14 protein-coding genes and 1 other RNA gene are annotated in these 13,797 nt (G+C 41.6%); 4 read left to right on the plus strand and 11 right to left on the minus strand.

The genetic code is table 11. The annotated features are described in order from the left end of the window. Window positions 1-292: 292 nt before the first annotated feature. The 4 genes from ubiI to PR675_RS04340 form a co-directional block, all read right to left on the minus strand. A complete protein-coding gene (gene ubiI / locus PR675_RS04325; protein WP_036941151.1) occupies window positions 293-1,522 on the minus strand; it encodes an FAD-dependent 2-octaprenylphenol hydroxylase in 1,230 nt (409 codons plus the stop codon). A 25-nt stretch (window positions 1,523-1,547) separates the two neighbouring features. After that, window positions 1,548-2,726 carry a 2-octaprenyl-6-methoxyphenyl hydroxylase gene (ubiH, locus tag PR675_RS04330; RefSeq protein ID WP_053110427.1) on the minus strand — a complete coding sequence of 393 codons (1,179 nt, stop codon included), beginning with the start codon at window positions 2,724-2,726 and terminating at the stop codon, window positions 1,548-1,550. Between the two features lie 29 nt (window positions 2,727-2,755). Further along, window positions 2,756-4,072 (minus strand): Xaa-Pro aminopeptidase, encoded by a 1,317-nt coding sequence (gene pepP, locus PR675_RS04335; protein WP_004921736.1) that lies wholly within the window; start codon window positions 4,070-4,072, stop codon window positions 2,756-2,758. A 280-nt stretch (window positions 4,073-4,352) separates the two neighbouring features. Then, the gene (locus PR675_RS04340) at window positions 4,353-4,931 is read right to left on the minus strand and encodes a YecA/YgfB family protein (RefSeq protein WP_004921737.1); all 579 of its coding nucleotides are present in this window, start codon (window positions 4,929-4,931) and stop codon (window positions 4,353-4,355) included. 175 nt (window positions 4,932-5,106) lie between these two features. On the opposite strand from PR675_RS04340, the gene zapA reads away from it, so the two are divergent. The 3 genes from zapA (at window position 5,107) to PR675_RS04355 (ending at window position 6,455) form a co-directional block, all read left to right on the plus strand. Further along, window positions 5,107-5,436 carry a cell division protein ZapA gene (gene zapA, locus PR675_RS04345; RefSeq protein ID WP_004921740.1) on the plus strand — a complete coding sequence of 110 codons (330 nt, stop codon included), beginning with the start codon at window positions 5,107-5,109 and terminating at the stop codon, window positions 5,434-5,436. Window positions 5,437-5,548: 112 nt separating this feature from the next. After that, window positions 5,549-5,730, plus strand: a non-coding RNA gene (ssrS, locus tag PR675_RS04350) — 6S RNA. A gap of 134 nt (window positions 5,731-5,864) precedes the next feature. After that, window positions 5,865-6,455, plus strand: coding sequence for a 5-formyltetrahydrofolate cyclo-ligase (locus tag PR675_RS04355; protein ID WP_036941161.1), 591 nt, complete (start codon window positions 5,865-5,867; stop codon window positions 6,453-6,455). Window positions 6,456-6,496: 41 nt separating this feature from the next. Here the strand turns inward: PR675_RS04355 and serA are convergent, their stop codons facing one another. The 3 genes from serA to rpiA all read right to left on the minus strand — a co-directional run bounded on the left by serA (window position 6,497) and on the right by rpiA (window position 9,425). Continuing rightward, window positions 6,497-7,747 (minus strand): phosphoglycerate dehydrogenase, encoded by a 1,251-nt coding sequence (gene serA / locus PR675_RS04360; RefSeq protein ID WP_004921747.1) that lies wholly within the window; start codon window positions 7,745-7,747, stop codon window positions 6,497-6,499. Window positions 7,748-8,076: 329 nt separating this feature from the next. After that, window positions 8,077-8,598: a YcxB family protein gene (locus PR675_RS04365; RefSeq protein WP_004921753.1), complete on the minus strand. Its 522-nt coding sequence runs from the start codon at window positions 8,596-8,598 to the stop codon at window positions 8,077-8,079. Window positions 8,599-8,768: 170 nt separating this feature from the next. Beyond that, window positions 8,769-9,425 (minus strand): ribose-5-phosphate isomerase RpiA, encoded by a 657-nt coding sequence (gene rpiA, locus PR675_RS04370; RefSeq protein WP_004921758.1) that lies wholly within the window; start codon window positions 9,423-9,425, stop codon window positions 8,769-8,771. A gap of 191 nt (window positions 9,426-9,616) precedes the next feature. Between rpiA and PR675_RS04375 the strand changes: the two genes are divergently transcribed. Next, window positions 9,617-10,519, plus strand: a complete 903-nt coding sequence (locus PR675_RS04375) for a LysR family transcriptional regulator ArgP (RefSeq protein ID WP_004921761.1) — start codon at window positions 9,617-9,619, stop codon at window positions 10,517-10,519. Here PR675_RS04375 and PR675_RS04380 read toward each other — a convergent pair. From PR675_RS04380 to PR675_RS04395, 4 genes are all read right to left on the minus strand, one after another. Further along, window positions 10,516-11,250, minus strand: a complete 735-nt coding sequence (locus tag PR675_RS04380) for an oxidative stress defense protein (RefSeq protein ID WP_004921765.1) — start codon at window positions 11,248-11,250, stop codon at window positions 10,516-10,518. The two genes, PR675_RS04375 and PR675_RS04380, sit on opposite strands and share 4 nt — an antisense overlap. A 118-nt stretch (window positions 11,251-11,368) precedes the next feature. Continuing rightward, entirely contained in the window at window positions 11,369-11,986 is a 618-nt protein-coding gene (gene argO / locus PR675_RS04385) for an arginine exporter ArgO (protein WP_040133341.1), read from the minus strand. A 204-nt stretch (window positions 11,987-12,190) separates the two neighbouring features. Beyond that, a complete protein-coding gene (gene mscS, locus PR675_RS04390; protein WP_004921773.1) occupies window positions 12,191-13,066 on the minus strand; it encodes a small-conductance mechanosensitive channel MscS in 876 nt (291 codons plus the stop codon). Window positions 13,067-13,216: 150 nt separating this feature from the next. Beyond that, complete coding sequence (locus PR675_RS04395; RefSeq protein ID WP_014656392.1) at window positions 13,217-13,588, minus strand: YacL family protein; 372 nt, start codon at window positions 13,586-13,588, stop codon at window positions 13,217-13,219. Between the last annotated feature and the right edge of the window lie 209 nt (window positions 13,589-13,797).

Below are 13,797 nucleotides of genomic sequence, written 5' to 3' on the forward strand. Positions count from 1 at the left end.
TTAAAAAATTGAGAATGATCACTCAATCCCACTATATTTAACCTAAAAGCGTAGAGTTAATCATCGTATCTCTAGAGATGTTAGTGAAAAACCAATGTTAGCACCCCACAGCAAAATTAGTAAAACTAATGCGAAATTTGGCTATAATTAGAATTTCTCAATCATGAATACAAAAAATAACGATGGCAATTACGTCAATAATCGCCTTGCCATCATTGAAAAAAATGAGTGTTCCACGAACACAAAAAGAGAGGGATTGGCAGCGTTTACCACTGCCAATTGATAGGTAATATTATTTAGAGGGGGCTAACTGAACTTTTTCTAGCCATTCAGGCATATCAAACAGGCCCATAGCATGATTAAGTAGTTGAGGTTTCACGCCGGGTAAGCTATCTGCCAGCACCAATCCTATATCACGGAATAATTTCTTAGCCGGATTGTTGCCATCAAATAATTCACGGAACCCTTGCATACCAGCAAGCATCAAAGCCGCACTGTGTTTACGATGGCGCTCGAAAGTACGCAAGTAGAAATATTGCCCGAAATCTTTACCTTCACGATGTAGACGTTTAATTTCCCCTAACAGCATGGCAACATCCATAAAGCCTAAGTTAACTCCCTGCCCTGCCAATGGGTGAATAGTGTGAGCGGCATCGCCAAGAAGTGCTAAACGTTGCGCCGCAAACTGTCGTGCGTAACGCCCCGTTAAAGGGATAGTCAGTCGTTCACTCTCCAGTTGACATAGCCCTAAACGCGTATCAAATGCGACCGCTAACTCTTTTTCAAAATCTGCTTTATCCATTTGCTGACGTCTTGCTGCTTCTGTGGCAGGTTGAGACCAAACAATTGAACATAGATGAGGGTCACTCAACGGCAGAAATGCCAATATCCCTTTACCATCAAAGGATTGGCGTGCTACCGCCTCATGGGGCTGCTCTGTGCGGATCGTCGCAACTAAGGCCGTGTGCTCATAATCCCAAAATGTCAGGGGGATATCGGCATGACCACGTAACCAAGAATTGGCACCATCCGCCCCGACAATAAGCCTTGCGGTTAACATCGAATCATCAGTGAGGGTAATAAAAACATCATTTTCCCCCCAAACGACTTTTTGAATAGTCGCCGGTGCCAGTATAGTCACCTCTCGCAAGGTGGATGCTTTTTGCCATAACGCATCACGAATCACGTTATTTTCAACAATATGCCCTAAATGGGAGAGGTTCTGCTCTTTTGCAGAAAACTGGATACGACCAAAGCTGTCATTATCCCAAACTTCCATGCCGTTGTAGGCTGAAGCCCTCATTGATTTTATTGTTGACCAAACATCTAAATAGCTTAGTAATTTTTCGCTCGCTGCATTAATCGCAGACACTCGCAGTGCATAAGGGTCACTGTCCGAAAAAGGCTTTTTCGCTGGATGACTTTCAATTACGGCAACACGTAGCCCTGTGCCTTCTAAACCACAGGCAAGTGCTAGGCCAACCATACCACCACCGGCGATAACCACATCAAACGATTGCATATTTTTATTCCTCTTAGTTCTGTGGTTATTGTTCCGCCACCCAGCCAAGTGTTTGACGAGCTAATACATCACGTACTGACGGTAACATTTCCATTGCCATTAAACCTAAATTACGTCCAACCACTAACGGCAAACAGCGATTTGCAAAAATACGAACCAAACCATCTGTCATGGTGACCGTTCGTTCTCTATCAATAGCACGCGCTTGCTGATACGTATTTAACAGTGCATAAGCGCCAATATCCTGACCTTGTTGATGTGCGGCAACCACCAATTCCGCTAACTGCATGACATCACGGATCCCAAGATTAAAACCTTGCCCTGCAATAGGGTGTAGCGTCTGCGCTGCATTTCCCACTAACACAGTTCGATGGCTAATTGGATTTAACGCTTTTCGAAGGGATAACGGATAACAAAACCGTGTTCCCACTTGAGTGATTTTACCAAGCCGCCAGCCAAAAGCTTGCTGAAGTTGCTGAGTGAATGTTTCATCATCCCACATTTTAATCGTTTCGGCTTGCTCTTGATGATGGCACCAAACTAGTGAGCTGCGCCCTTGCGACATCGGCAACAAGGCTAAAGGGCCAAACTCAGTAAAACGCTCGAATGCTTGCCCGTGTGGGTTTATCGCCGTTTTTACATTGGCAATTATTGCAACTTGCCCATAATCGTCCTGCTGCCACTGCATATGACAGGCATGGCCCACGGCAGAATGGCTACCATCTGCGGCCACCAATAAGGAGCCTGAAAGAGTTTCGCCGTTATCTAACGTGACTGACACACATTCACTGTGCCGCTGGATATTTTCAACTTTCGCAGGGCAATACAGAGTAACGCCGGGAGCTTTACGCAATAAGGCAAATAAGCGCTCCCCTGCATCATGGAGTTCAATCACATTACCAAGCTCAGGGATGTGATAATCCTGCGCGTTGATATTGACAAACCCGGCATGCCCTCTATCGGAAACATGAACATGAGTTATTGGTGTGACACAATCCGCCAGTGCTTCCCAAATACCAATTTTAGACAATCGCTGACATGTTCCATGGGCAAGCGCTATCGCTCGAGCATCAAACCCTGGATGTGTGCCTTCCGGTAAGGAAGCTTCTATCAGTGATACTGACAATTTTCCTTGGCTTAATGATGAAATAGCCAGAGCCAATGTTGCCCCTGCCATTCCACCACCAACAATAATCACGTTCATGTTGTATTAATTACCTTTTACTACTTATTTTAAGCATTTTTAGCTTCAGCCATTAATGCCTCGATTTCATCAGGGTCCTTCACCACTAAATCGGTCAAGTTTTCATTACCATTTTCGGTAATCACAATGTCATCTTCTATGCGGATACCGATCCCGCGATACTCTGGTGGCACATCTGCATCAGGCGCAATATACAGCCCCGGCTCTACGGTCAGAACCATGCCCGGCTCTAAGATCCTATCACGCTCCACCCCATAGCATCCGACATCATGAACATCTAACCCCAGCCAATGGCTTAAACCATGCATAAAGAATGGGAAATGTGCTTTGTTTTCGATCAATTGATCGACATCGCCATGCAAAATACCCAGTTCCACAAGTCCTTCAACTTTGATTCGAATGATTTTTTGCGTCACTTCATGAATGCTGGTGCCCGGACGATATAATTCTAAAGCCGTATTCAATGCTTTCAGTACGATATCGTAAATAGCGCGTTGCGGCTGCGTAAACTTACCATTGACGGGGAAAGTACGTGTGATATCACCAGCGTAGCCATCAAATTCAGCCCCCGCATCAATTAACACCAACTCACCATCTTTCATTTCACTTTCATTTTCAGTGTAATGCAGAATGCAGGCATTTTCGCCGCTGCCAACGATCGAGTTATACGAGGGGTAGCGTGCCCCATGGCGAGTGAATTCGTGCTCCAACTCCCCACAAAGCTGATATTCATACATGCCTGGTTTACAGGTTTTCATTGCTCTGATATGCGCTAATGCAGAGATCTCACCTGCTTTGCGCATCACCGCAATTTCAGCTTCCGATTTAAATAAACGCATCTCATGCACTAAAGGACGCCAATCAATCATAGTATTTGGTGCGCGCAAATTGCGGCGACTACCTTTACGAAGTATATCTAGCGCACCGAAAACTAGTTTGTCTGCATATTCGAATTCGCCTTGCGCGTGATAAATCACATCAAGTCCATTAAGGAGTTGATAGAGTTGTTCTTCAATTTCATCAAATGGTAATGCTTTACTAACGCCCAGTTTTTCAGGCGCTGCTTCTTGCCCTAATCGACGACCAAACCAGATTTCAGCCGTTAAATCACGAACACGGTTAAAAAGCACCGTATGGCTATGTTTTTCATCACTTTTGATTAGCAGTAAAACGGCTTCAGGCTCACTAAACCCTGTCAGGTAAAGAAAGTCGCTGTGCTGACGATACGGGTATTCGCAATCTGCATTGCGTTGAGCCACAGGCGCTGAAAAAATAATAGCGGCGCTTGCTGGCTTCATCTGAGCCAATAATGCGTTACGACGAGAAATAAATTCCTGTTTATTCATACCGTTTCTGCCTTATTATCTAGATTGTTGAGTAGAGGGTTACGCTTATTTATTAAGCGAATATACTTACCACACTTCAAATTACCTTGTTATTTGCACAGGCTCAATCACCCAAGTAACATCAATTCTTTACTCTTTCGAGGGGATATCTTTGCTTGCCGCCTAGATGCAACTCGAATTAGGTAGAGTACAACGGCAAGCAGTTAATCTGTACCTGTTTCACTTTACAAATGGCTATTTAGCTCAAATAAGCAAAGATGGTGCACAGGCACAAACTGTTTTAATGAAGAATGGGTTTATTATTGCCAGTTGTCGACTGCTCTTTTTTCCCTTCGGTGAAAGTAATATAACAAAGCTGAACAGCGACTCTGACATATTCGACGACTTCTTCTAACGCCTGCTCAAGCTCCTCTTGGTCTTCATCTTCATCATAACCAAGCATGCCAATATTACGTAAGTCGTTAATCACTTCACTGACTTCTTTTTTATCTGCAAGTTTAGGTTGAGCCACGCCAATACCTAATAAGAAGTGGTTTACCCATCCTGCCAGTGCATCTGCGTGATCAAAGACGGACGCATTTTCATCGGGAAATAGCATTGAGAACGCAAATTCACTGTCGTCCAACACTTGGAAAGTCGTGTCATATAATTCACGTAGTGGTTGAGCAATAGCTTGAGGGAACGCTAAACCATCATTAGCCAGATCGTGGACTAATGTCTGCCAGCCACTATCGCGGCTTCCTCCACAAATCAGTCCTGTAATTAAACCGTGAATTTCTGCGGCAGTCAGTGCGATAGAATGCTGTTGGAGAAGGTTGTCCAACGTTTCATAATTTGGTAAAGATTTTTGTATAGACATCTGAATTCGTCATGTTAGCTAATGATTCATGATATGCTACCATCAAGGATGGTCGCTATACCAGTAAGCTTTTGATCTGTATTTTTAATAAAGCAGCTAAAATTAGTGAATAAACCATCTATTATTTTACGCCGAACATTGTATTTGCGGCGAGTCCTATTCGTATGGAGGTATCATGTCCGCACAACCTGTTGACATTCAAATATTCGGGCGCTCAATGAGAGTCAACTGCCCTGTCGAACAAAAAGAAGCCCTACTGGCATCCGCCCAAGAACTTGAGCAACGCCTTCAAGATCTCAAAGATAGAAGTGGTGTTACTAATACAGAACAGCTTATTTTTATCGTTGCATTGAACGTGTGTCACGAATTAACACAAGAAAAGACAAAAACACGCGATTATGCATATAATATGGAAGAGAAGATAAAAATGCTGCAACAAACAATCGAGCAAGCATTACACGATCAGGTAAAAATCACTGAGAGGCAGGTTATGCCTATCGGCTAAATTTGCTTAATAATCATACACTAGTATAAAAAAATAAACGAAAATAGGGTTGCTTTTTAAATCCAATTTCATACAATGAAGTACATAGAGTGACGTTACGCACTCAAACCAAATTTCTCTGAGATGCTCGTGAGTGGGTCAGTCCCCTGAGCCGATATTTCAAAAAAACAGAATGTGGTTATTGCGCTGGTGAGCACGCCTGATTCGCTCAGGAAGCCTAAAGGTTGCTAAACTACGTTCACCTTGAACCAAGGGTTCAAGGGTTACAGCCTACAACGGCATCTTGGAGACCCTCAATTTTTCCCATAAGCTTGCTTCTAATACTATTATCTCACGCTCATTAGGCTATACTTCCAACCATTACTTACATATTTATCAAACCACTAATAATAATAGAGTTAATAATAGCCTCTAAGGTTGCGGATCTTATGGAAGATAACTTATCAGTCATGCGTCAGCAAATTCGCCAATCGGTTCGTCAGTTACGCCAGCAGCTGAGTCCAGAGCAACAACAACTGGCTGCAAAAAAAATCGTACAACATACCTTATCTCACCCTAAGATTGCTCAAGCACAACACATCGCGTTGTTTCTTTCTTTTGATGGCGAGATCCACACTCAACCATTAATTGATGCACTATGGCAGCAAGGGAAAAAAGTTTACCTGCCCGTATTACATCCCTTTAGCCCTCATCATCTGCTGTTTTTAAACTATGCGCCGACAACTCAGTTAGTTAAAAATCGATTTAACATCGATGAACCCCCATTAGACGTAACCCAAGTGCGACCCATAAATCAGTTAGATGTCATGATGATCCCACTGGTTGCCTTTGATGAACAGGGTCAACGTTTGGGTATGGGAGGCGGTTTTTATGATAGGACTTTAGCTAATTGGCAGCAGAAAGGATTTTACCCAATAGGGCTTGCCCATGATTGCCAACGGGTCACCGCTCTCCCCGTGGCACATTGGGATATTCCTCTTCCTGAAATTATTACCCCACAAAAAATATGGCACTGGTAACCCAGTGCCATAATATCCATTCGATACGCTTGGTTAAATGATTAATACAGTAGTCGAGCGCGGATAGTGCCCGGCAATTGTTTCAATTTAACCAGAATATCATCAGCGTGATCGGGCTGTTGCGTGATAATATCAATTACAACGTAACCAACATTTCCAGCAGTACGTAAATACTGGCCAACAACGTTGATATTGTTTTCAGTAAACACTTGGTTAATGCTATTCATCATTCCAGGGCGGTTTTCATGAATATGTAATAGACGGTTAGTATCTTCAGTATGTACTGGCAGAGAAACTTCAGGGAAATTAACCGCGGAAAGCGTCGAACCATTATCTGAATATTTCGCTAATTTACTTGCAACCTCTAACCCGATATTTTCTTGTGCTTCTTCTGTTGAGCCACCAATATGAGGCGTCAAAATCACGTTGTCGAACTTGATTAGCTCACTAATGAATGGGTCATTAGGGTCATTGTTCGCCGCAGGCTCTGTCGGGAATACGTCAACTGCCGCACCTGACAGATGTTTGCTTTCCAGTGCATCAGCCAAAGCAGGGATATCAACAACTGTACCGCGTGACGCATTGATGAAAATGGCCCCCGGTTTCATCAGTTCAAACTGCTCTTTTGCAAACATATTTTTGGTGCTTGCTGTTTCTGGCACATGCAAGCTCACAACGTCGCTCATGTTTAATAGTTCAGCCATTGAGCGAACTTGTGTCGCATTACCCAGCGGTAATTTATTTTCAATATCATAAAAATAAACATCCATACCAATCCCTTCAGCCAAAATACCTAGCTGAGTACCGATATGACCGTAACCAACAATCCCTAAGCGTTTACCGCGAGCTTCAAAGCAACCTTTCGCCTGTTTTTCCCAGATGCCGCGATGCGCTTTCATATTCGCTTCCGGAATACGACGTAACAGCAGTAACAATTGACCTAAAACCATCTCAGCAACGGAACGGGTATTTGAGAAAGGCGCATTAAAAACAGGGATACCGCGTTTCGCCGCAGCATCTAAATCCACTTGGTTTGTACCAATACAGAAACAGCCGACAGCCACTAATTTTTCTGCTGCCGCAAAGATCTCTTCAGTCAGATGAGTACGGGAGCGAATACCGACAAAACGCGCATCTTTAATTGCTTCTTTTAACTCTTCGTCCGACAACGCACTTTTGTGATATTCAATGTTGGTATAGCCTGCTGCTTTTAAATTATCAACCGCGCTTTGGTGAACTCCTTCCAATAGTAAAAATTTAATTTTGTCTTTTTCCAAAGATACCTTAACCATTTACCCTACCCTATCAGCTTAAGATTCATAACAGATGAACTTTCCGTGTACCAACATAGCAAAAAACGGCGCAGTATCAATACAATCGTTTGCCTCATTTATCTGGTTAAGTGCGAAGAAAAAGAAGTTATGTGGCAGAAAATCAGGGGCGGTAACACAAAATAAGGATTTTGCCTGTGCAATAAGCATTAGTGTGAGATATATCACCAAAATAAGGGGGAAATAAAAATTGCTATTTTTTTTATTGCTAGATGATATTAGTAAAATAGATGACTTAGACAGGCATCTATCTTCCAAACCAATAGACCAATTGTTTTTACAGCAAAAATTTACTTAACTAAATTAATCGCTTTTTCTTTTACCATTCGCACAAATTGTTGGCTCTCTTCTGTCGACGCAAAACAGCGCGCTGGAATGATAATGGCGAAAACACGGTCTATAAAAAGATACAATAAATCACCATCCGTCCGTACAAATTTAAATGACTCCCATTTAATCAATGCGTTGCCATATTTACTTACCTCATGAAGCCCAATCTCATCAAAACGATATTCCTTTTCACAAAACAGGTAGCCGCCTTCATCAGGAATTGCTCGATTAAACGTTTTCAATAATCGAACGGCAATAAACAAAAATAAAAATGAGGCGATAATAAACGCAATGGTTAACTGAAAAAGGGTGATATTTAAAAGCTGAAAAGCCACAATAAATGCGATGAAAAAAACAACCGCCATCACAATCAACGATTTATCCCATGCACTATTCTCGGAAAAATAGTCATTTTTATAACAGTAATTATTGAAACGGACATATTCGTTGCGTTCGAGTTTGACTTTGATGTGATCTACCATGTCAATACATCCCTAGTATCATGAAATGATCATTTGAGAAAGGCTAAAGTCAGTCGTTCCTAGCTATGCTGTTATCAGCATAGCTAAGTCAATCTAACTGGCTAAGGGGGATATTCAAATAATAACCGATTTCTAACAAACAGCAGTATTAAATCGATATTCAGAACAAACTATTTAATCGTTTTTACGCCTTCAGAAGTCCCCATTAAAACAATGTCAGCGCCACGATTTGCAAACAAACCAACCGTAACAACGCCTGCAATGGCGTTAATTTTGTTTTCGAGAGCAACAGGATCCACAATGCTTAAATTATGCACATCAAGAATCACATTACCGTTATCAGTAACGACATTTTGGCGGTACTCTGGTACACCACCTAATTTAACAAGTTCACGCGCGACATAGCTGCGTGCCATTGGGATCACTTCAACAGGGAGAGGGAATTTACCCAATACATCCACTTGTTTAGACTCATCTACGATGCAAACAAATGTTTTGGCAATCGCTGCCACAATTTTTTCACGTGTTAAGGCTGCCCCGCCACCTTTGATCATGTTTTTATGGTGATCAATTTCATCTGCACCATCAACATAAACATCCAGCGAATCAACATCATTACAATCTAACACAGGAATGCCCAGTGATTTAAGTTTCGCTGTCGATGCTTCTGAACTTGAAACTGCCCCCTCTATCTGCCCCTTCATTGTTGCCAAAGCATCAATAAAATGAGAGGCGGTAGAGCCAGTGCCGACACCAACAATCGTGCCCGGTTTCACGTAATCTAATGCTGCCCAACCTACTGCTTTTTTTAATTCATCCTGAGTCATGCGATGCCTTCTACTATTTTTAAGAGTGAATGAGGTTTTTATCTGCTAATAATATTATATAACGGACACCTAACAAGTTCAGCTTTGTTCGTAATATTCTGTGATTCACACATTGTCATCAATATTGCAGGTGTTCTGAGGCAAAATATGGCATAGTGAGTCGTAGAATAACAACAAGGAGAATACCCCCAATGAAGCGCCCTGATTACCGCGCGTTGCAAGCACTGGATGCTGTCATTCGTGAAAGAGGATTTGAGCGGGCAGCTCAAAAATTATGTATTACACAATCTGCCGTCTCACAGCGGATCAAACAATTAGAGAACCTATTTGGTCAGCCGCTACTCGTTCGGACAGTACCGCCACACCCCACAGAGCAAGGGCAGAAGCTATTAGCACTTCTTCATCAAGTAGAATTACTCGAAGAACAATGGCTCGGTGATGAAAACGGGGGGTCAACGCCATTACTACTTTCACTTGCAGTCAACGCCGACAGTCTAGCAACTTGGTTATTACCTGCACTTAATCCTGTTTTAGGCAATAGCCCAATTCGTTTGAATATCCAAGTGGAAGATGAAACACGAACGCAAGAACGGTTAAGACGTGGCGAAGTGGTTGGCGCAATCAGTATTCAACCTCAAGCATTGCCGGGGTGTTTAGTCGATAAACTCGGAGCATTGGATTATATTTTTGTTGCATCACCCGATTTTGCAGCAAAATATTTCCCTGAGGGCGTCACACGTTCATCGCTTCTTAAAGCGCCAGCAGTAGCATTTGACCACCTTGATGATATGCACCAAGCTTTTGTACAACAGAATTTTGGTCTATCGCCCGGTAGTGTGCCATGTCACATCGTTAATTCATCAGAGGCATTTGTACAATTGGCAAAACAGGGGTCAACTTGCTGTATGATCCCACATTTACAAATCGCTAATGAGCTTAGTACAGGTGAATTAATTGATTTGACGCCAGGGCTATGCCAACGTCGGATGCTATATTGGCACCGTTTTGCCCCGGAAAGCCGTACGATGAAGAAAGTCACTGACGCCCTACTCAAAACAGGGCGTCAGATGTTAAAACAAGAAGATGAAACTTAACGTTTTAATTCAAAAACCACATCAACTTGGTCGTTAAAATCAATACTCTGCTGCTCATAAGTTTCGTTGACATCGCGCTCAGGGGCAGCAGAGAGTGCCATTTTCGCTCTGTAATTCATGACTGGCGCAGGGTATGGGGTCGCATCTGGTGCACGATAATTTACACTGTACACAGGCCCTAACTGAACATTAAACCCTTTTGCCAAGGCATTCGCTTGTTCAATCGCATTTTTAATCGCTTTTTCTCGAGCCTCATCGCGATATTGTTGAGGGTTATTCACACCGAACTGAACTGAATTAATTTCATTAAGCCCTGCTTTTAATGCACCATCAAGCAAGGTATTGAGTTGATCTAATTTAGTGACTTTAACTTCAACAGAACGAATTGCTGTATAACCTACAATGGATGATTTCTGAGATTCTTTATCATACTCATATTTTGGTTGAGTACGCACATTAGCAGCATTGATATCTTTCTTTTCGATACCATTTTGTTTCAAGAACTCAAAATATTCAGCAACACGTTTATCAACGCCTGTTTTAGCCGCTGCTGCATCTTTTTCAGTCACTTCAACATTGATATTTAATGTCGCCATATCCGGTGATGCTTTAATTATTGCATTACCTGACGTTGTAATATGTGGCCCTTCAGGAAGCGGATTAGCTTGTGCAATAGCAGGAACCGCAACACCAGCCATCATGGCAGCAAGAACAAGAGACTTTAACTTCACAGGACCTCCTAATAATCAATAATAAGAAAGTTGTGGTGACATAACTTATTTATCCCACAACCTTACTTAAACATTAACACATCCTATGTGAAATTCGTTTCGGATTAATAAGAAATTATCAATACCCTAACCCTTGCTTCGCTAATTGAAAGGCAATAAACCACATCACCATTCCAACAAAGAGATTAATTACGCGTTGTGAATGTGGCTTATTTAGTATGGGGGAAAACCAAGCCGCTAATATCGCTAAAGCAAAAAACCAAGCAAAAGATGCGGTCAGTGCCCCTGCCGTAAACCACGGCCGTAATGAGCTTTCTAACTGCCCTCCCACACTGCCTAATACCACAAAAGTATCTAAATACACATGAGGGTTTAGCCACGTTACCGCAAATAGAGTCACGATCACTCGCCAACGATTGGCAACCTTATTCTCTGCTTGCACCCTAACTTCATCGCGACGAAAAGCGCTACGACATGCGCCGTAACCATACCAAGCTAGAAACGCTACCCCAGCCCATGTAATCAATTGCAACAGAATTTCAGACTGGCTTAGTAATGCACTTCCTCCAAAAACGCCAGCAATAATTAATACGGTATCACTTAAGGAGCATAAAAATGCACTCATCACATGATATTGCTTTCGACTTCCCTGCTGCAAAATAAATGCATTTTGCGGGCCTAATGGAAGTATCATTGCAGCACCAAGTAAAGCACCCTGAATATAAATCGTAAACATGCATAAATTCCTAATAATTATTCATTTTATTCAATGAGATTCTAATTAGAAAAAATTATTAGGGAAAATTATTATTTCTTATAGAAGATTAGAATAACTTATTGTGACGTTCGCTATCTAAACGATAGGAAAGGAAAATCAGCAAATAAAAAAACTGGGTACAGTACAATAAACTGACCCAGTTTTATCATTCAATAAATACGCTTATTCTGTCATATCTTTTTTCACTGCAACAGCAGCCTGTTGATGTAAATGGACATCCATTTGAGGGAATGGTATACCAATATCGTGCTTATCGAGTGCACGTTTGAAATTTTCCATTAAATCCCAATATACAGGCCATGTGTCACCATTTTTAGCCCAAAAACGGACTAAATAATTTAATGAAGATGGCGCCATTTCGTGTAAACGGATAGTCACACCTTTATCGTGTAAAATACGCTCATCAGCAGCAACAATGTCACCTAATACTTTTTTGACTAAATCAATATCTGAATCATACGCCACTCCAACAATAATATCAGTTCGGCGATCAGGTTCACGAGTGATATTGATAATGTTATCTGCAATAATTTTACCATTCGGAATGACGATAATGCGATCATCTGCTGTTCTAAGTGTGGTAGAGAAAATTTGAACGTTTTGAACCGTTCCTTCTACAGCCCCAATTTGGACATACTCACCAGCTCGCAGAGGTCTAAACACGACTAATAATACACCAGCGGCAAAGTTGCCTAATGAGTTTTGTAATGCTAAACCAACAGCTAAGCCCGCAGCACCCAATACAGCAATCACAGATGCTGTTTGAACACCAATTTTGCCAAGTACAGCAATAAACGTAAACGCAACAACAGTATAACGGACAATCGCGGATAAAAATTCACTCACGGTAGGGTCGATGCCGCGTGCTGTCATCACACGATGTAAGCCACGTCCAACCCACTTAGCAATCATCATACCGACAATAAGAATGACGATAGCAGAAACGATATTCACCGCATACTGAACTAACAGATCCTGATTTGCCGCAAACCAATTCGTTGCGTCATTCAACGCTCCGGTAACATCATCAGTATTCATACAGTCCTCTAATTTTTAAATGGAATTACTCGGTAAATGAAATTATCACATGCTCCCAACAATTTAGTTCTTATTCAAACTAACCATGTGATATTGCAATTAAATAATAACTACAATATCTAAAATCTGACAACATTTTAAAACAAAAATTTATTTTACTTTATTTTCTAAAACGAATTGTCTGTAATCGTTAAGCATACTCATAAAATCATCAATGCCGCAAAATGCGACACTTTCATTATCATAGTAACTCATTCCCTCTTCTAAACCCTCCGTCTCGAAAGCAAGTTGATTCGCTCGGATCATCACTTCTTCATCGTCTAATACCAATGTGTATTCATGACCGATTAATTCCCATTGCTTCTCGCTACCTTTAATCGATTCGTATCCGGCTTCTATTTCATCTAACAGACTAAAATCGCCTTTAATTTCCTCATTAAGCCAATAACCAACCGCTTCATGATCCATCGAAAATTTTGCCGATATCTCTCCAGTTATATCCTGAAAAAATTGGTATTCCATAATCCACCTCACACCAGACGTCATTCGTTATAATTATACCTCTAGTTCAGTATTATTGTTCGCTAAAACATGAGATAAAAAGAAAGCTCACTATGATATGGGGAGCATTGATGAACTTTTGTTCTGCAAAAAACGACAAACGGCTAATAGCAGAACAAAGTAAGCGTCATCGCATAACACGACATAAAGAAGAAGGATAGGAGTGTCTG

The sequence above is a fragment of the Providencia sp. PROV261 genome, assembly GCF_028477945.1.
In the GTDB taxonomy this organism is placed as follows: Bacteria; Pseudomonadota; Gammaproteobacteria; order Enterobacterales; family Enterobacteriaceae; genus Providencia; species Providencia stuartii.